The 16,756-nt window shown below is 71.9% G+C and carries 15 protein-coding genes; 4 read left to right on the top strand and 11 right to left on the bottom strand.

The window, feature by feature from the left end; all coding sequences use genetic code 11:
• Positions 1 to 203: 203 nt before the first annotated feature.
• Positions 204 to 1,448: an IS110 family transposase gene (locus ACQPZX_RS19595; RefSeq protein ID WP_433359721.1), complete on the top strand. Its 1,245-nt coding sequence runs from the start codon at positions 204 to 206 to the stop codon at positions 1,446 to 1,448.
• Positions 1,449 to 1,459: 11 nt separating this feature from the next.
• On the opposite strand, the gene ACQPZX_RS19600 is transcribed toward ACQPZX_RS19595, so the two are convergent.
• Genes ACQPZX_RS19600 through ACQPZX_RS19615 form a run of 4 tightly spaced genes read right to left on the bottom strand, consistent with a single transcriptional unit; the run spans position 1,460 to position 6,029 of the window.
• A complete protein-coding gene (locus ACQPZX_RS19600; RefSeq protein WP_433382760.1) occupies positions 1,460 to 2,650 on the bottom strand; it encodes a Rieske 2Fe-2S domain-containing protein in 1,191 nt (396 codons plus the stop codon).
• Between the two features lie 7 nt (positions 2,651 to 2,657).
• Positions 2,658 to 3,605 (bottom strand): alpha/beta hydrolase family protein, encoded by a 948-nt coding sequence (locus tag ACQPZX_RS19605; protein ID WP_433382764.1) that lies wholly within the window; start codon positions 3,603 to 3,605, stop codon positions 2,658 to 2,660.
• Entirely contained in the window at positions 3,602 to 4,414 is an 813-nt protein-coding gene (locus ACQPZX_RS19610; RefSeq protein WP_433382767.1) for an oxidoreductase, read from the bottom strand. Before ACQPZX_RS19610 ends, ACQPZX_RS19605 begins: the two co-directional genes overlap by 4 nt.
• Before the next feature lie 19 nt (positions 4,415 to 4,433).
• Positions 4,434 to 6,029 carry a nitrilase-related carbon-nitrogen hydrolase gene (locus ACQPZX_RS19615; RefSeq protein WP_433382770.1) on the bottom strand — a complete coding sequence of 532 codons (1,596 nt, stop codon included), beginning with the start codon at positions 6,027 to 6,029 and terminating at the stop codon, positions 4,434 to 4,436.
• Positions 6,030 to 6,109: 80 nt separating this feature from the next.
• Between ACQPZX_RS19615 and ACQPZX_RS19620 the strand changes: the two genes are divergently transcribed.
• Positions 6,110 to 6,391: a Dabb family protein gene (locus ACQPZX_RS19620; protein WP_433382773.1), complete on the top strand. Its 282-nt coding sequence runs from the start codon at positions 6,110 to 6,112 to the stop codon at positions 6,389 to 6,391.
• On the opposite strand, the gene ACQPZX_RS19625 is transcribed toward ACQPZX_RS19620, so the two are convergent.
• The 6 genes from ACQPZX_RS19625 to ACQPZX_RS19650 form a co-directional block, all read right to left on the bottom strand.
• Entirely contained in the window at positions 6,379 to 7,779 is a 1,401-nt protein-coding gene (locus ACQPZX_RS19625) for an aldehyde dehydrogenase family protein (RefSeq protein ID WP_433382775.1), read from the bottom strand. The two genes, ACQPZX_RS19620 and ACQPZX_RS19625, sit on opposite strands and share 13 nt — an antisense overlap.
• Positions 7,776 to 8,984: an FAD-dependent oxidoreductase gene (locus ACQPZX_RS19630; RefSeq protein ID WP_433382778.1), complete on the bottom strand. Its 1,209-nt coding sequence runs from the start codon at positions 8,982 to 8,984 to the stop codon at positions 7,776 to 7,778. Before ACQPZX_RS19630 ends, ACQPZX_RS19625 begins: the two co-directional genes overlap by 4 nt.
• 72 nt (positions 8,985 to 9,056) lie before the next feature.
• The gene (locus ACQPZX_RS19635; RefSeq protein WP_433382781.1) at positions 9,057 to 10,214 is read right to left on the bottom strand and encodes an isocitrate lyase/PEP mutase family protein; all 1,158 of its coding nucleotides are present in this window, start codon (positions 10,212 to 10,214) and stop codon (positions 9,057 to 9,059) included.
• Positions 10,215 to 10,258: 44 nt separating this feature from the next.
• Entirely contained in the window at positions 10,259 to 11,692 is a 1,434-nt protein-coding gene (locus ACQPZX_RS19640; RefSeq protein ID WP_433382784.1) for an aldehyde dehydrogenase family protein, read from the bottom strand.
• A complete protein-coding gene (locus tag ACQPZX_RS19645; RefSeq protein WP_433382787.1) occupies positions 11,689 to 12,963 on the bottom strand; it encodes an acyl-CoA dehydrogenase family protein in 1,275 nt (424 codons plus the stop codon). The genes ACQPZX_RS19640 and ACQPZX_RS19645 overlap by 4 nt, the downstream gene beginning before the upstream one ends.
• Before the next feature lie 12 nt (positions 12,964 to 12,975).
• Positions 12,976 to 14,022, bottom strand: coding sequence for a flavin reductase (locus tag ACQPZX_RS19650; RefSeq protein WP_433382790.1), 1,047 nt, complete (start codon positions 14,020 to 14,022; stop codon positions 12,976 to 12,978).
• 136 nt (positions 14,023 to 14,158) lie between these two features.
• Here ACQPZX_RS19650 and ACQPZX_RS19655 point away from each other — a divergent pair, with 136 nt between their 5' ends.
• Both ACQPZX_RS19655 and ACQPZX_RS19660 read left to right on the top strand, forming a co-directional pair.
• Positions 14,159 to 14,956, top strand: a complete 798-nt coding sequence (locus ACQPZX_RS19655; RefSeq protein ID WP_433382793.1) for an IclR family transcriptional regulator — start codon at positions 14,159 to 14,161, stop codon at positions 14,954 to 14,956.
• Complete coding sequence (locus ACQPZX_RS19660; RefSeq protein ID WP_433382796.1) at positions 14,957 to 16,033, top strand: DUF6183 family protein; 1,077 nt, start codon at positions 14,957 to 14,959, stop codon at positions 16,031 to 16,033.
• A gap of 18 nt (positions 16,034 to 16,051) precedes the next feature.
• Here the strand turns inward: ACQPZX_RS19660 and ACQPZX_RS19665 are convergent, their stop codons facing one another.
• On the bottom strand, positions 16,052 to 16,735 hold the full coding sequence (locus ACQPZX_RS19665) for a hypothetical protein (RefSeq protein WP_433382799.1): 684 nt from the start codon (positions 16,733 to 16,735) through the stop codon (positions 16,052 to 16,054).
• Between the last annotated feature and the right edge of the window lie 21 nt (positions 16,736 to 16,756).

The following is a 16,756-nucleotide window of genomic DNA, read 5'->3' on the forward strand; positions in this document are numbered from 1 at the left end:
CGAGTGCACCGGTGACCCTCGGGCCATCGCCCTGCTCGCTCGACCTTCGAGGTCCAGCATGAGTTCTGCGAGGCCCGACGGCCCGGGACACCCCGATCGGCCACAGGGCTATGCGTCTGCGAACGCCGCTCAATGAGCAACCGGCTGCGGTGTCCCGGAACCGCCAGGTGCTTCCCCACTGGTAGCGCAGCGGAGAGGCAACAATGAGTGTGCAGGACACCCCCGGCGTGAGGCGAGCGGTCACGGCCGGTATCGACTGGGCGAAGGACAACCACGCCGTCTGCATCATCGACAGTGACGGCGAGCCGATCGAACGATTCACCGTGGCTCACAGCAAGGCCGGCCTGGCCCGGCTCAACGCGGTCCTGGACCGCCATGGTGTGGACGCGATCGGTATCGAACGCGGTGACGGACCCGTGGTCGACGCGTTGCTCGCTGCCGGCCGCACCGTCTTCGTGGTCCCGCCGTCGCAGGTCAAGGCCTTGCGGCAGCGTTACGGCTCGGCCGGTAACAAGGACGACCGGTTCGACGCCTACGTCCTGGCCGACACCGTGCGCACCGACCAGCGCCGGTTGACACCACTGCTGCTCGACAGCCCGGCCACGACCACGCTGCGCAAACTGGTCCGGACACGCAAAGATCTCGTCGCCCACCGCGTCGCCGTCACCAACCAGCTGCGCGCCCATCTGCAGACCGCGCTGCCCGCGGTCATCGACCTGTTCCGCGACCTCGACTCCGCGATCAGCCTGCAGTTCGTGACCCGCTTCGACACCCAGGACGCCCTCGACTGGCTCTCGCCGAAACGCCTGACCGCCTGGCTGAGCAGCGTCGGCTACTGCGGACGCGTCGATCCCGCCGTGCTGCACCAGCGCATCACCGCCGCGCCGGCCGGCGTCGCCGGTGAGCACGGCCGCGCCCTGGCCGGCATCACCCACGCCTACCTCAGCACGCTGCACACGATCACTACTCAGATCGAGGCCCTGGCGCAGCAGATCAGCGAAGCCCTCGCCCTGCACCCCGACCGGCGAATCTTCACCAGCCTGCCCCGCTCGGGCACGGTCCGCGCCGCCCGGCTGCTCGCCGAGATCGGTGACGCCCGCGGCAGATTCCCCACCGCGGCCTCGCTGGCCTGCCTCGCCGGAGTCGCACCCTCCACCCGGCAATCCGGCAAAGCCCGCGTCGTCGCGTTCCGCTGGGCTGTCGACAAACAACTGCGCGACGCCGTCTGCGACTTCGCCGGCGACAGCCGCCGCGCCAACCCCTGGGCCGCCGACCTCTACAACCGCGCCCGCAACCGCGGCCACGACCATCCCCACGCCGTCCGCATCCTGGCCAAAGCCTGGCTCGACATCATCTGGAAATGCTGGACCACCAACACCACCTACGACCCCGACCAGCACCGAGCCCTCCAACGCCTCCTCAACCAAGACCAAACCGCGACGGGTTGACACAGGGCTACTCATGCCGACTCCTCGTCGTGGGTGCCCATCAGCTCGGACGCGGCCACCGTGGGGTGCTCGCCGCGGGCCTTGTGCACCCAGGCGCGCGCCAGCTCCGGGTTCTCCCGCCGGGCCGGGGACGGGATCACGGTGGCGGTCCGCTTCGGCACGTCGCCGGTGATCCGGTCCTCCTCGGACAGCAGCCAGCCCTTCTCGGCCAGCTCCTGCCGGCGGCGCCTGTACTGCACCGCGATGAGGTCGCTGCGGATGTGCAGCTCGGCGCCGAGGTCGAAGGGCAGCAGCTCGGGCCGCACCTTGTCGACCACCTCGGCGTCCTGGTAGAAGATCTTGATGGTGCGCTGGATGGCGTTCTTGTCGGCCCACTTGCCGGTGAAGAACGTGCGCAGCGCGACCCATTTGACCAGCGTGTGGGTGTCGTCGATCGGGATGTTGGTGTCGTAGATGATCAGGTCGCCCATCGGCAGCCGCACGTGCAGCTTGATCATGTTGGGCAGCATCCAGCCGGCGCTGGTGGTGACCGGCGGCCGGTTGTTGAGGTCCTGGCCGCGCAGCCGGGCGAACCTGCCCCAGATGCCCTTGGGGGCGGGCGGGTAGAGGTCGACCGTCGCGAACGCCGACCACTCGTCGGGCTGCTCCAGCTCGTAGTCGGGGACCTCGGGCTTCTCCGGGTTGCCGAACGCGCCGGCGTGGACGAACGGCGTGTGCGCGATGTCGCAGCCGTTCTCGAGGATCCGCTCGTAGTTGGCGTTCCACAGGAACTCGCCGGTGACCGCCCGGAACCTGCCGCCGTTTTCCACCAGGTCGTCGAACTCGGGCCAGACCGGCATCGGCGGCCGCTCCTCCTCGGGCAGGTCGCCGAGGTAGACCCAGATGAAGCCGTGCTTCTCCTGAGCGGGGTAGGAGTCGACCCGGGCCTTGCGGGGGACGGCCCGGTCGGGCTGGGCCGGGATCTTCACGCACTGGCCGTCGGGCTTGTACTCCCAGCCGTGGTACGGGCAGACGATGCAGTCGTCCTTGAGCCAGCCGCCGGAGAGCGCGGCGCCGCGGTGCACGCACAGGTCGGAGAGCGCGACGATCTTGCCGCGTGGGGTGCGGTAAAGGGCGAGGTGCTGGCCGAGCACGGTGATCCGGACCGGCTTGTTGGTGACCCGGTCGGCGAACTCCACGGCGTACCAGAAGTTTTTGAGCATCGGGGATTTACCTCCGGCGGTTCGGGAGTGTCTGGAGGGCCTTGTCCAGCGCGTCGCCGCTCGCGCCGCGCAGGTGGACGTCGAGGAAGGCGGCGGTCACGTCGGCCAGCGCGGCCCGGGTGTCGGCCGGGTCGGTGGCCGGTTCCGCGTCGAGGAACGCGCGGGCGGCGGTCTCGTCGACCGGGTGCACGATGCCGAAGTGGTTGGCCCCGGGGAAGGTGACCAGCAGGTTGGCGCCGTCCCGGTCGGGCAGGGCCTCGTCGAAAGTGCGGCTGATCGGATCGCGCCGGGAGGCGGCGTCCTCGCCGTAGCGGTCGGCCGAGCCGTTGATGACCCCGTCGTTCTCGCCGGCCATGAGCAGCACCGGGGAGTCGACCTGCGCGGGCAGCACGGTCCCGGCCGGCCAGCCGAGCATGGTGGCGACCATGGTGTGCGTGCCGTAGGCGGCCACGGCCTTCACCTCGGGGAAGAAGCGGGCGCTCTGCAGGACCACCGTGCCGCCGGCCGAGTGGCCGATCAGCGCGACGTTGTCCAGGTCGAGCAGCCCCGCGACCGGCCCGGTCAGGCCGCGCAGGGCCTCGATGACGGCCGGCACCGAGGGGGTCGTCGCCCGCGACCCGTACGCGTCGGGTTTCGCGGCCGCCAGCTCGACGCCCGGGGTGATGCCCTTGAGGCCGCCGAACAGCTCGCCCACCCAGTCGTAGGTGACCGCGACGTAGCCGCGCTCGGCCAGGGCCACGGCCAGCCAGCGATAGGCCTCCTGCCCGACGTTGACGCCGGACACGATGATCGCGACCGGAAAGGGCGCGAACTCCGGGTCGGCCGGGAAGACGCCGGAGAGGCGCTCGGCGTCCGAGCCGGTGGGCTTGGCCGGGTAGAAGACCCGCAGGTGAGCCGTGTCGAAGGGGGATGAAGCGCCGGGAATCGTGGCGGCCCACCAGACCGAGCGGATCATGCGCCGGCCCCCGGACGCGGGAGCTCGCGGTCGCCGCCCCAGAGCGCACGTACGAGCTTGGTGGTGGTCTCCTCGCCGAAGAACCGGACGCCCATGACGTTGGCCGGGTCGCGCTCGGCGATGTTGCGCCGGATCGTCAGGTCGGTCGCGGCCAGCGCCGCCTGCTCTTCCGCCGGCACCCGTTCGGCGGCGTCGACCCATTCGAGCCACCGGTCGACGTGGGCGTGCGCCTTCGCCGAGACGATCTCGAGGTTCCGCTGCGAGCGCTCGAACGAGTAGCAGTACGCGGTCGGGGAGAGGCTGGCCCGGATGAACCCGGCGCGGGACACGAAGTACTCGAATTGCGGGTCGGCGCGCAGCGCCAGCCACTCCTCGTCGAGCGGCGCGTAGTACTGGTCGAAGTAGGCGCCGTCCTCGACGAGGTTCACGCGCGGGACGGAATCCAGGTAGAACCAGCCGCCCGGCCACACCAGCAGCGCGATCCCCAGGTGCGGCACCTTCACCTGCGGGCCGAGCCAGCAGGTCAGGTGCAGGTTGGCGAAGCTCGCTCCCGGGTTGCCGAGCCACGAGTGCACGAGCCAGTCGACCTCCGGCCCCGAGTACGCCGCGAGGGAGCCGCCGGGCCCGTCCGGGTAGGTCCCGTACGTCTCGAGGCCTGCGGTCGACGGGTCGCGCGTGGTCTCGAAGCGGGCGTCGATCTTCGCCTTCAGGGCGGCCAACAGCTCCTGGTAGTAGTGGAACGTGTCGTGCACGTCGACGACCGGGGAGCCGTCGACCATGTCCTCCACGTGCTGAAGCGTCTCCGCCACGGTGGATTCCTCTCGAGCGCTAACGGGTCAGGGCGTCGACCAGTCGCCACGGGCGGCCGTCGACCAGATCGGTGCGGCGCGAGACCAGCCGGTTGGCGGCCTGCGCGGGGGCGACGACGGCCGTGCCGGCCAGGGCGCCGGCGGCGACATCGGTACGGATCGGGGTGGAGATGCGGCCGGTGAACGGCCCCTGCCACTGGGTCCAGAGCGTGAAGTCGGGGCTCATCGCGAAGATCGCCGCCGGCTGGCCGACCGGCGTGCTCACGACGACGTTGAGCCTGTTCTCGGCGGCGCGCTCCGGCAGGCCGAGCGCCATCTCCCACGGCTCCTGCGGCCGGCAGGGAACCGCCACCACGTCGGCGTCGGCGAGCGCCGCCAGCCGGAAGGTCTCGGGGTAGAGGGCGTCGTCGCCGACCACCACGGCGAGCCGCCCCCAGGGCAGGTCGATGGGGACGATGCGCTTGCCGGCTGGGTTCGGATTGAGTCTGCGGGAGGCGTGCAGTTGGGGCTGGCGGGCGACCACGCCCTCGGCGCCGACCACCACGCCGGTGTGCGCGCCGTCCTCGATGACCGTGGTGACGGCGTGGGCGCCGGTGCCGCCGAGCTGTGCCGCGAGGCCGCGGGGAGAGCCGGCCAGCGGCGGAAGCACGATCAGGCCGGCGCCGCCGAGCGCCGTTTCGCGCAGCAGAGCGGGGTCGCGCAGCACGGCGACCGGAAGGCGGTCGGCGCCGGGGCCGCGGCGACGGCCGACCGGCGGGTCGGCGATCGGACCGTAGAGCTCGGGGCGGCGGGTGGCGAGGATATCGGTGCCGTCGGGGCGGCGCTTGTCGTCGGCCGCCGTGGGGTCGATGTCGGCAACCACGATCGCCTCGCCGGTGCGCGGGGCCTTGGCCACCACCGTGCCGTCGGGGGCGACGATCTGGCTCTCGCCGGCCCCATGCAGCCACTCCGGCGGCACCCCGAGCCGGGCCGCGATCGCCGGCAGTTGGCCGACCGGCAGCAGCGGGCCGACCTTGTTGGCCGCGACCACCCAGGCCTTGTTCTCGGCGGCGCGGACCGGGATGTGCAGGTCGGCCTCGTCGAGGGCGAAGCTGTTGAGGCTGTTCAGCAGGACCTGGGCGCCGCGCAGCACGAGCCCGCGGGCCACCTCGTTGATGACGCCCTCCATGCAGGCGTACATGCCGAGCCGGCCGAGCGGGGTGTCGACGACCGGGCCGGCGGTGGGTGCGGGCTCGAGGAAGTCGTTCTCGGCGCCCATCAGGGTCTGCTTGTCGCAGGAGCCCGCGACCTCGCCGTTCGGCGCGAAGAGGAAGTTCGTGCCGCCGGTGCGCCCATCGCCGTACGCGTGCGTGACGTTGATTTTGATCCACATGCCGTGCCGGATCGCGCGGTCGCGGATCGCGGTGAGAAACGGATCGCCGGGACGGGTGGCCAGCTCGTGGGCCTGGGCGCGATCCTCGTACCACGACAGGTGGTTGCAGAACTCGGGCAGGACGACGAGCTGGGCCTTCTCGGCCGCGGCGGCATCGATGACGCGCAGGCAGGCGGCGAGGTTGGCGCGAACGTCTTGACCGGCCTCGATCTGCGCGGCGGCGACTCGTACGACGGGTGCCATCCGTGGTTCCCCCTAGCGAAACGGCGTTTCCCAAAACTACACTCGGGGCCGCGGTAGCAAAAGGGGTCAGGAGGACACAAGTGCTGGTGCACGTGGTGATGATGAAGTTCGCCGACGCGAGCGATGCTGCCAAGGCCAGATTGCGTTTGGAAGAACTCTCACGTCTCGTTCCCGAGATCCGCTCGATGGATTGCCAACTCGACGAATTGCGTACCGACGTGTCCTGGGACCTGCTGATGCGCACGACGCATCTGTCTTCCGACGACCTGCGCGCCTACCAGACGCACTCGGCGCACAAGGAGTTCGGCGCCTGGGTGTGGCCCCTGCTGACGAACCGGGCGGTCGTCGACTACACGGGATAGGCGGCCGGGTTCTCCGGCGCCGGGGCGCCGGGGCGGAAACCGGCCGGCGCGTGGATGACGCAGGTCTGCACGTACTCGGCCAGGCCCTCCTCCGCGTACTCGCGGCCCCAGCCGGAGCGCTTCACCCCGCCGAACGGCGCGCGCAGGCTCATCCCGGTGCGGTTGTGCGTGTTCACGAAGGCGAAGCCCGCCTCGAAGCGCCGGGCGAACGCGACCGCCCGCTCCTCGTCCGAGCTCCACACCGAGGCGCCCAGCCCCAGGTCGCCCGCGTTGGCCGCGGCCAGGACGGCGTCCTCGTCGTCGTAGCCGAGCACCGGCACGACCGGCGCGAACTGCTCGGCCACCACCAGCGGGTCGCCGGGGCCGGGGGCGACCACCAGCGCGGGCCGGACGAAATAGCCGAGGTCGGGGTCGGCCTCGAAGCGGCCCAGGTCGCGGCAGTCGCCGGTGCGCAGCTGCTCGGCGGCCTTGCGGGCGGCGGCCGAGATGACCGGGCCCATGGTCACGCCATCGGCCAGGGGATCGCCGGTGACCAGCACCCTCTTCGCCGCCGCCAGGTAGGCGTCCACGAAGTCGGCGAGCTGCCGCGAGGGCACGTAGAGGCGCTTGGCGGCCATGCAGACCTGGCCGCCGGTGGCGAAGGTGGCCATCACCAGGCGATCCATGGCGGCGTCGTCGAACGGCGCGTCGTCGAGGAACACGGCCGGGTCGTTGCCGCCCAGCTCCAGCACGGTCGGCGTGAGCCGCTCGCCGGCCAGGGCCGCCACCGCCCGCCCGCCGGCCGCGCCGCCGGTGAACGCCACCTTGCGGACGAGATCGTGGCCGGCCAGGGCCGCGCCGGTCGCCGGGCCGCCGTGCACGATGCGCAGCGGGCCGCCGATCAGCGCCACGATGCGGTCGAGCGTCAGCGGCGCCAGCGGCGAGGGCTTCACCACGACCGCGTTGCCGGCCGCCAGCGCCGGGGCGATCTTGAGCATCGAGAGGATGACCGGCGCGTTCCACGGCGTGATCGCGGCGACGACGCCGTAGGGCTTGTGCTGCCGGATCAGTCGCCCCCGATCGTCGTCGACCTCGCTCTCGGCGTACGAGATGGGCGCCTGAGCGACCACCCACCGCAGGAACCGGACCGCGAAGCCGATCTCTCCCCGGCAGTCGCCGAGCACCTTGCCGGTCTCGCGCGCCAGCAGCACCGACAGGTCGCCGAGCGCGTCCTCGATCGCCTCCGCAGCCCGCGTGAGCAGCCCCAGCCGCTCCTCGATGGGGGTGGCCGACCAGCGGCGGAAGTCGGCGTCGGCGGCCCAGACGACCGCGTCCACCTCGATCGGCGACGTCTCGGCGACCGACCCGACGATCTCGGTGAACCGGGCCGGATTCTCCCGCTGGATCATCCCGCCACCGGCCGCAGCATCGAGCTTCTCAGCAGGGCCTCGCGCGCCTTCGCGGGGTCGTCGGCCAGCGCCCGCAGGCCGTCCAGATGGGCTTCGCCGCGCATCCGCTGGTAGTTCTGATGCGACACCGCCTGCACGTACTCCAGGGCTGTTCGCCGCCTTTCGGCGGCCGCCGTGGTCACTGCCGCGTCGTTTCCCGAGGTCAAGGCTTTCGCGTACGCGATCGCGTCGTGAATGCCGGAGTTCATGCCGAGCCCGCCGAGCGGGTTGTTCACGTGCGCGGCGTCCCCGGCCAGCAGCACCCGCCCGGCCCGGAAGGTCTCCGCGACCCGCTGGTGCACCCGGTACATGCTGGCGTGAGCGATGCGCCACGGACGACCCGGATCGTGTACGCCCAGCAGGCGCTCCGGCAGGCGGGCGACCTCGACCTCGTCCGGGGTGCCGTCCGGGGTGGGCAGCAGCACGCGCCAGTGGTCCGGGGTACGCAGCAGCACACACCACTCGACCGGATCGTGAACGTAGTTGACGGCGGCCAGCCCGTCCAGCCAAGCGGTGAGCTCGTCGTGCACCGAGGCGACCAGGAAGCGCTCGGGATAGGTGATCCCCTCGAAGCTCACCGCGAGCGCCCGCCGCGTCGCCGAATGGGCGCCGTCCGCCCCGATCAGCCAGTCGCCATCGAGCTCCCGACCGTCGTCGGCCAGGACCGTGACCCCGCCGCCTGTGGACAACGGCCCGGAAATGTCGTACCCGGGTGCTCTACTCGACCCCACCCAGGACGGGGTGGGGCGGGGGGACCCGCTGTGCTGCACGACTCCGGCCACGCGCCAGTCGAAGAGCACCTCGCAGCCGTCGTGCCGCCGCAGGTGGTCGAGGAGGATCGGGGTCAGCTTGGACTGCTCCAGTTGCACGCGGTACGGATACCGGGTGTCGGCGGCCAGTAAACCCAGGTCGAGCATCGCGATCAGGCCGGCCCGGCGGTCGCGGTAGGCGAAGGTCGGCGAGATCAGGCCTTTCGCGTGCAGTTCCGCGCCCACGCCGAGGTCGTCGAGCATCTCCAGGGTGGGCGGGTGGAACGTCGAGGCCCGCGACTCGGTGGCCAGCGCTTCGCCGGCCTCGAGCACGGTCACCTGCCGGCCGGCGCGGGCGAGGGCGAGTGCGGCGGTGAGTCCGACCGGCCCGGCGCCGGCGACCAGGATGCGGGTCACGTCTGCAGCCTCCCTGAGTGAGTCACTTCTGCGGCCGCGCCGAGTCGGTCACGTCTGGCCGCGCCGAGTCGGTCACGTCTGGAGTCGTGCTGAGTTGCGGGCGTCGGCGTCGCGCTGGTCGCGGCGCTGCTGGCCGGGCGGCGGGTAGCCGGCGCTCGACCCGTGCGTGTGACCGGGCGTCGGCCCGGGGGCGTGGCCGCCGCTCGGGACGGGCGCGCCGGCGCCGGCGCCGCTCGGGATGGGGGCGCCTGCGCCGGTTCCGCTTCCTTGACCGGGCGAGCCGCTGCCCTGGGTGGGCGGGACGTAGCCGGGCTGCTGGTCGGAGGCGGTCCGGCCGGTGGCGGCGGGGGACGGGTAGCCGGGCGGGGCGGTCCGGGCGTAGCGGGCGTCCAGCTCCAGGGCCTCCTGCTGGCCGATCAGCGCGGTGAACGCGGCCCACGGCATGCGGTCCACCGGCTCGGCGCTGCCGGTGTCGGCGATCTGGCGGTACACCAGCGACGCGGCGCGCAAGGAGGCCAGCAGCGCGGCCACGGGGTGCAGCACCAGGCGGACGCCGACGGTCGCGAGGTCGGCGTCGGTCAGGGCGGGGCGGTTGCCGGCGGCCTCGGAGCGGTTGATGACGATGGGTACGCCGGGCAGCGCCTCGTGCACGCGCGCGAGCTCGTCGAGGGTGTCGACGCCCTCGGGGAAGACCGCGTCGGCGCCGGCGGCGGCGAAGGCGCGGCAGCGGTCGATCGCGTCGTCGAGGCCGTTCACCGAGTAGGCGTCGGTGCGGGCGATCACCGCCAGCTCGGGCACCTCGCTGGTCAGGGCCGCGACCTTGGCGGTGGCCAGGTCGGTCTCGATGACCTCCTTGCCGGCCAGGTGGCCGCAGCGCTTGGGCTGGGCCTGGTCCTCGATGTGCAGGCCGGAGATGCCGGCCCGCACGTACGCGTGGCCGGTCCAGACCGCGTGCAGCGGGTTGCCGTAGCCGGTGTCCGCGTCGGCGATCAGCGGGATGCCCTTGAGAGCCGGCGCCAGCGTGGCGGCCCGGTCGGCGATCTGGGTGGCGTGCACGAAGCCCAGGTCGGGCCGGCCCAGCATCAGCGCCGAGACGGCGGCGCCGGAGAGGTGGACGGCCCGGTGCCCGGCGGCGACGGCGAGCGCCGCGGTCACCGGGTCGTACACGCCGGGGACGTGCGTGACGGTGGTCGCCGCGAGCAGCGCCCGTAGCTCATCCGCTCCGGTCATGACTGAGCCTCCCTCTGTGGTCGTGGAGGCGATTGTCCCTTTGCTCATGGCCGGCCGTGCAGGGAGAAGCCGCCCTCGACTCCAACGACCCGCGGGTTGGTGAAGAACAGCAGCGTCTCGGCGGTTCCCTCCTCGGAGTAACCGGACAACCCCCAGGCGGGGCGAGGGGTGAAGAGATGAAGGCTCATGATGGACGATCCGTTGACCTTGACCTCGCCCGCGCGGACCCGGCGGGCGACCTCCAGAGCGGCCGCCTCGTCCGTGCCGACCACGTATCCCTCGAGGCCGTGGCTGGTGCCGTTGGCGAGGGCGACGGCTTCGTCGATCGTCCGGTAGCCGTGGACCGCCGCGACCGGGCCGAAGATCTCGTCCCGGGTCTGCGCAGTGTCGGCACCGACGACCAGCGCGGGCGCGAGCGTGTTGCCCATGCCCGACAAATCGGACTTATGCACGGTGCCGCCCATGCCGTCACGGGCCTTCTCGACCGCGGCGCGATGTAAAGAGTGGATGAGCGGGCCGTAATCGGTGGCCTCGTCAGCCGGGTCGCCGGTGCGCATCGCGGCGATACGGGCGAGGACGGCGTCGACGATGGGCTGTTCGCGGCCGGCGGGGACGATCAGGCGTCCCAGCGCGCGGCACCACTGGCCGTTGAGGGTGGTGAGCAGGTCGGCGGCGGCGCGGGCGGCCACCTCCTCGTCGGCGTCGGGCAGGACGATGAGCGGGTTGTTGCCGCCCAGCTCCAGCTGCACCGGTTTGATGTCGAAGGCGCAGGCGGTCGCCACCGCGCGGCCGCCGGCCAGGCCGCCGGTGAAGGAGACGGCCCGGATCCGTGTGTCGCCGACGATCCGAGCCCCGACGTCGGCGCCGCCCTGGAGGAGCTGGAACAGCGCGGGCGGGGCGCCCTTCTCGGCGAGGACCGAGGAGATGACCTGGGCGAGCCGGGTGGTGCCGAAGGGGGCGTACTCGCTGGGCTTGAGGATCGTGGGGCAGCCGGCGGCGAGGGCGTTCGCGACCTTGTGCGCGGCCATCGGGGCGGGGGCGTTCCAGGGGACCAGGCAGGCGGCCGGGCCCCAGGGGAGACGCTCGACGACGACCTCGCGGCCGTCCTCGCGGGTGGCGGTCGAGCGGAGCAGGCCGGTTCGTAGCTGGGCAACGGCGAGGGCGAACGCTCCGGACAGGATCATCCCGAGCGGCGTGGTCTGCCGGATCGGCACGCCGGTCGCCTTGGCCTCCAGGAGCACGATCTCGGAGGCTGCCTCGGCCACGGCGGCGGCCACGGCGTCGAGAACGTCGGCGCGGTCGGACGCCGGCAGGCCCCACGCGTCGAGCGCGGCCGCCGCGGCGATCGCCTCCTCGACCCGTGAGGCCGACGATCCGAGAGCCGGCCCGAGTACCGCGCCGGTGGCCGGATCCTCCAGATCTATGCCGACCGGTTCCGAGCATTCTTCCCATCGGGCGGCGACGAGATCGAGAATCACTGCTTCACGCTCGCGAAGAGCTCGTTCGCCTTGTTGCTGGTGACGACCGACGCGGCCTCCAGGCGACCGCGCTCGGGCGGGAACGTCATCACCAGGCCCATGGCGAGGTCGCGGACGGCCCGGCCGACGATGCCGTTCATGGTGGCCTGCGAGGTGCCGGACGCCTTGAACGCGCCCATCGCCACGTCGAAGGCGGCCTCGCAGATCGAGCCCTTGGCGATGCGCCACTGCGCGTACACCTCGGACTTGGTGGCGATCGGCGGCTCGCAGGTCTCGATCAGCAGCTGGCGGCGCAGCCACAGGTAAGCCGTCTCCAGTCTCTCCGTCATGTCCCCGATGATCACCTGGTGCATCGGGGATTCGGCGATCGACCGGCCGGTGTCGGCGAACGTCTTGCGGGTGAGCCGCTCGAGCGTGTCGTCGTAGACGCCCTGCGCCGCGCCCACGTAGACGGCGGTGATGGCGAGCTGGTTGCCGACGAAGCTGCCCCGGCTGCATTGCAGCATCTTCACGAACGCGCCCGGCACGGTCAGCGCGTCCTCGTGCGGGATGAAGACGCCGTCGAGCTTGATGCCGTGGTTGGCGCTGCCGCGCATGCCGAGCCCGTCCCACTTGGGCCGCTCGGAGACGCCGGGCGCCTCGCGTGGCACGAGGAACATGACCAGGCCGTCGGCGTTCTCGGACCCGTCGAGGCGGGCGGTGACGAGGTAGTAGTCGGCCACCCCCGTGGCGCAGCCGAACGACTTCTCGCCGGTGAGCTTCCAGCCGCCGTCGACGGGGACGGCGGTGGTGGCGATGGCGATGTTGGCGCTGCTGCTCTTCACCGACTCGCTGGCGAAATTGGCGAGCCAGGTGCCGCCGGACATCAGGCGCAGCACCTTCTCGGCGAAGGCTCGCACGACCGGCGTCTCGTCGTCGGTGAACAGCCGGGCCTCGATGGCCTCCAGGGGCAGCAGGCCGCGCGAGGCCGAGGTGTTGTGGAAGAAATACGCCAGGGCGGTCGAGGGACAAGCAGTGCCCATCGCGTACGTGGCGGCGGCGAGATCCCGCAGCGTGCCTCCGAGGCCGCCGTACTCCTCGGGGACGATCAACCCCATCAGGCCGGCGTCGCGCAGCAACCCGATGTGCGACAGCGGGAACACGCCGTCGCGGTCGGCCGCCTCGGCGTGGGCGCGCAGGGCGGGCAGCACCTGCTCGACGAGGGCGGCGCGGCCCTTCTCCTCGACGGTCATGTCGTCGACGAGGCGCTCGCCGGTGAGTCGGTCGGCCATCGAAGGTCACTCCTAGAGCTGGGCGAGGACGGCGTCGGCCGGATCGATCGGGCCTGACACCTCGAGTTGGCGGGACAGGTGGAGCAGGTCGCCGAGCGGCAGGCCGGAAGCGCCGGAGCCGGGGGCGACGGTGTCGAAATGCGAGACGCCGCTCTTCATCGCGACCAGCGCGTTGACCAGGGCGAGGCTGTGGCCGCCGGCGAGGCGTACGCGCAGGACGGCCGGGCGCGCCCGGATCATCGCGTCCTGCAGCACGCGGCGGACCTGCAGCGGGGAGGCGGGCTCGGCGGGGTCCTCGACGAGGCCGATCTCGTCGCAGCCGAGGGCGGCCAGCGTCTCCACCGCGGCGAGGACTGTTGTCTCCCGGGCGGGGGAGAAGGCGTCGGCGATGTAGCCGACCAGGGCCCCGGCCGGTCTGCGGGTGGTGAGCGCGCCTGCGCTTGGGCTGTCAGCGTCGACCACGAATTCCGCGTGGTTCGCGTCCCCCCGTACGCGTGATCCTGCTGAACGCAACGCATGCGCGAGTGGATCGCCGGGCGCGACATCGACGGTGAGATGGATTTTGGGCGGAAGCGGGTCGGCCACCTGGCCCCAGGTGCGGGAGTGGAACAGCAGCGGGGAAGTGACGCGCGGCGTGGCGGCATCGGTCACCTCGCCCACGAAGATGGTGTGGTCGCCGCCCGGGTAGGCGTGCGCGACGGTGCAGTCGAGCCAGGCCACGGCGTCGCTGAGGACGGGCACGCCGTTGGCGGTGATGGTCCAGTCGAGGCCCGCGAACCGGTCGGTGATCTCGGGGTGCTGCCCGGCGAAGCGGCGGCCGATGTGCGCCTGGTCCTTGCCGAGGAAGCTGATCGCGAACTTGCCGGCCGTCTCCAGGAGCATGCGGCTGGGCAGGTGGTTGCCGAGGCAGACGGACACCAGCGGCGGATCGAGGCTGACCGAGGAGAACGAGCTCGCGGTCATCCCGTGGGCGCCGCGCGCGCCCGTCGTGGTCACCACGCACACGCCGCTCGGCCATTGCCCCAGGACGGTGCGGAACGTGTGCCTGTCGACCGTCACGGTACCCTCGCTCGCCTGCTCTGTGTTTCGCATCAGGAAACGGCGTTGCCACGAACGTAACGAGGGTATCCCGTTCGTGTCAACCGCCGAACGGTACGGCGTTTCGCTGTGCGAAATGGCAGGCTAGGCTGGCGCCGTGCCTGCTACCGCTACTGATGAAGAGAGCCAGTCGAGATCCGTGGCCGCCGTCGAGCGCGCCATGGACGTCCTGCTCTACTTCGGGCGTACCGATCAGCCCGACCTCGGGGTCACCGAGATCGCGTCCGCGCTCGGCCTCACCAAGGCGGCCGTGCACCGCATCCTGACCGCGCTCCGCAGCCGTGACCTGATCACGCTCGACACCTCGACCCGGCGCTACGCGCTCGGGCACGCGGCGGTCGCGCTGGGACGTGCCTATCTGGCCCGCACCGACGTACGGGCGATGGCCGCCCCCGAGCTGAGGTGGCTCTCCGAGCGCACCCAGGAGACCGCCACGCTCTCGCTGCGCCGCGGCGACACCCGGCTCTACGCCGACCAGGTCGTCCCCGACCAGGAGCTGCGGCTCGAGGTGAGCCTGGGCATCCCGTTCCCGCTGCACGCCGGCGGCTCGTCGAAGGCGTTCCTGGCCTGGGTGCCCGACTTCGAGCTCGAGGCGTACCTGGGACGCCACCCGCTCGAGGCGGTGACCGACCGGACCATCACCGACCCGGCGAAACTGCGCAAGGAGCTGGCGACGATCCGCAAGCGGGGGTACGCGACGTCGCTCGGCGAGCGGCAGACCGGGGCCGCGTCGGTGGCCGCGCCGGTCTTCGACCACGACGGGCACGTGGTGGCGGTGATCAGCGTGGCCGGGCCGGCGCTGCGCTTCAAGCCCGACGCGGGCTCCCCGGTCGTCGGGGACCTCCTGGCGGCGGCGGGGCGGATCTCGGCCCAGCTCGGCTACCAGCCTGCCTGAATGAGGGCTCCCGAAGAGATCGCTTCGGCGATCGCCGAGCTCTCGGATGTCACCGAGGTCCTGGACGTCGTCAATCGGCGTCTCGATGCGGGTGACGCCGGGTTCGTGGCGGACCTGGGCATAGCGCTCTGGCTGCGGTATGGCGCGGATCGTGGGGCGCCGTGGCAGTACCGGAGCCTTCTCGACAGCATCATCCGGTTGCTGTGCCTGACGCCGGGCACCCTGCCGGAGGCGCTCGAGGCTCTCGCGGTCTGCGCCGGCCGTCGCGCTGTACGGTACCCGGCCGCCATGCTTGCGTCGGCTCACTCCTTCGCGGAGTTGCGCCCGGTGTTCGACGCCGACAACTCGGACGAGCTTCGCGCCTGCCTGGTGCAGGAGCTGGTGCTGCGCGGGGTCGAGGTGGACCATGAGTGGCTCGACTCGCCGGCGTGGCGGGAGCACCCTCTCGGTCGGCTGCCGCTGTCCCTGACGGCGGTGGAGGGGCGCCCCGCCGTGACGAGGTATTCGCTGAACGCTCCGGCCGTGCTGGACGCGCCCGGCTTGAAAACACGGGCGGTGGATGGCCATGGGCCGGTTCCGGCGACGCGCGAGACAACCACCGCCACCATGGCAACGGCGATGGGCGCGGCGGTGGCCGACTGGACGGAGCAGTCCAACGGACGCGTTGAGGCGCGGGCCTTCGCGCTCGACAGTGTCCCGGGCCCGGACGCCGTCGGCGACACCCTGCTCGCGCTGGGTCTGGAGTCCTTGCCGAGCCTGGATTCCGGTTGGGGTGCGTGCGCCGCGGCGGCCGCATGGGCGACGTTGTTCGATGCGGCATCGACGGGAGGCGCCTACAGCTGGGGCGCTCACGGGGCGTACGGGCGACTGCTGACCTGGCAGTCGATCGCGGCGCTCACCGGCGCGGCGCCCTCCGGCCCGTTGGAGGAGATCGATGCGCTCGCCCGGGGCTGCTCGTGGTACTCGTTCGCCGGGGCGAGCCCATGGTTCTACCACGTCGCGTGGGACATCGGCTTCGCCGTCGTCTCGCCCGGCCGGAAGCAGCTGGCCGTTCTGGCCGCGACCGACACCGACTGACCGGAATCGCCGGCCGGCTCACAGGTGGGCGAAAGGCTTGGCCACGCCGAGGAGGCCCGCCGCCAGCACGCAGGTCCAGATCGTCCACACGTACGGCAGGCAGCCGTCGACGCAGCGCCGGAGGACGCTCTCAGTTTCCGGCTCCGGGGCGCCCGCCATGACCTTGCCGAAGGCGGGGCCGAACGGTTTCAGGGTGCGGCGGATGCCGAGGCCGGCGGCGATGGCGAGGGAGTAGAGCAGGACCTTGGCGCCGAGCCACTTCGGGTTGGTGTCGACGCCGAACGGGGCGCTCGCTATCAGCGTGTAGACGCCCGCGCTCGCCATGCCGGCGATCACCGCGATCCGGATCAGCCAGTCGGCGCGGCGGACGAGGGGGTGCTTGCCCGGGGCGTGGTGGTCGGTGTACATCAGCCAGAGCCAGACCAGCGCGCCGATCCACACCGGCACGAGCAGCAGGTCGAGGCCGGGCAGATCGGCGCCGTGCGAGTCGAGCGCGATCAGCGTGAGGCCGCTCGGCAGGAAGAGGATCAGGCAGATCTTGGGGCCCAGGTCCAGCCCACTCATGATCTTCAGGGCGGTCAGCCGGGCGGCCGGCGTGAGCGCCGGGTCGATGACGAAGCGGCTGGAGTAGAAGACACCGAGGTCGCCGCCGAGCCAGAAGACCATCAGCACGATGTGCAGGTAGAGGAACGCGTCGAGCATGCGCGCTATGGAAACACTGAT

It is taken from the genome of Actinoplanes sp. CA-142083, assembly GCF_050942195.1.
In the GTDB taxonomy this organism is placed as follows: domain Bacteria; phylum Actinomycetota; class Actinomycetes; order Mycobacteriales; family Micromonosporaceae; genus Actinoplanes.

Bases quoted from the DNA above. Each gene is read 5' to 3' on its own strand.
- ACQPZX_RS19595 (WP_433359721.1), top strand. From the start codon at position 204: ATGAGTGTGCAGGACACCCCCGGCGTGAGGCGAGCGGTCACGGCCGGT.
- ACQPZX_RS19600 (WP_433382760.1), bottom strand. From the start codon at position 2,650: ATGCTCAAAAACTTCTGGTACGCCGTGGAGTTCGCCGACCGGGTCACC.
- ACQPZX_RS19605 (WP_433382764.1), bottom strand. From the start codon at position 3,605: ATGATCCGCTCGGTCTGGTGGGCCGCCACGATTCCCGGCGCTTCATCC.
- ACQPZX_RS19615 (WP_433382770.1), bottom strand. From the start codon at position 6,029: ATGGCACCCGTCGTACGAGTCGCCGCCGCGCAGATCGAGGCCGGTCAA.
- ACQPZX_RS19625 (WP_433382775.1), bottom strand. From the start codon at position 7,779: ATGATCCAGCGGGAGAATCCGGCCCGGTTCACCGAGATCGTCGGGTCG.
- ACQPZX_RS19635 (WP_433382781.1), bottom strand. From the start codon at position 10,214: ATGACCGGAGCGGATGAGCTACGGGCGCTGCTCGCGGCGACCACCGTC.
- ACQPZX_RS19645 (WP_433382787.1), bottom strand. From the start codon at position 12,963: ATGGCCGACCGACTCACCGGCGAGCGCCTCGTCGACGACATGACCGTC.
- ACQPZX_RS19660 (WP_433382796.1), top strand. From the start codon at position 14,957: ATGAGGGCTCCCGAAGAGATCGCTTCGGCGATCGCCGAGCTCTCGGAT.
- ACQPZX_RS19665 (WP_433382799.1), bottom strand. From the start codon at position 16,735: ATGCTCGACGCGTTCCTCTACCTGCACATCGTGCTGATGGTCTTCTGG.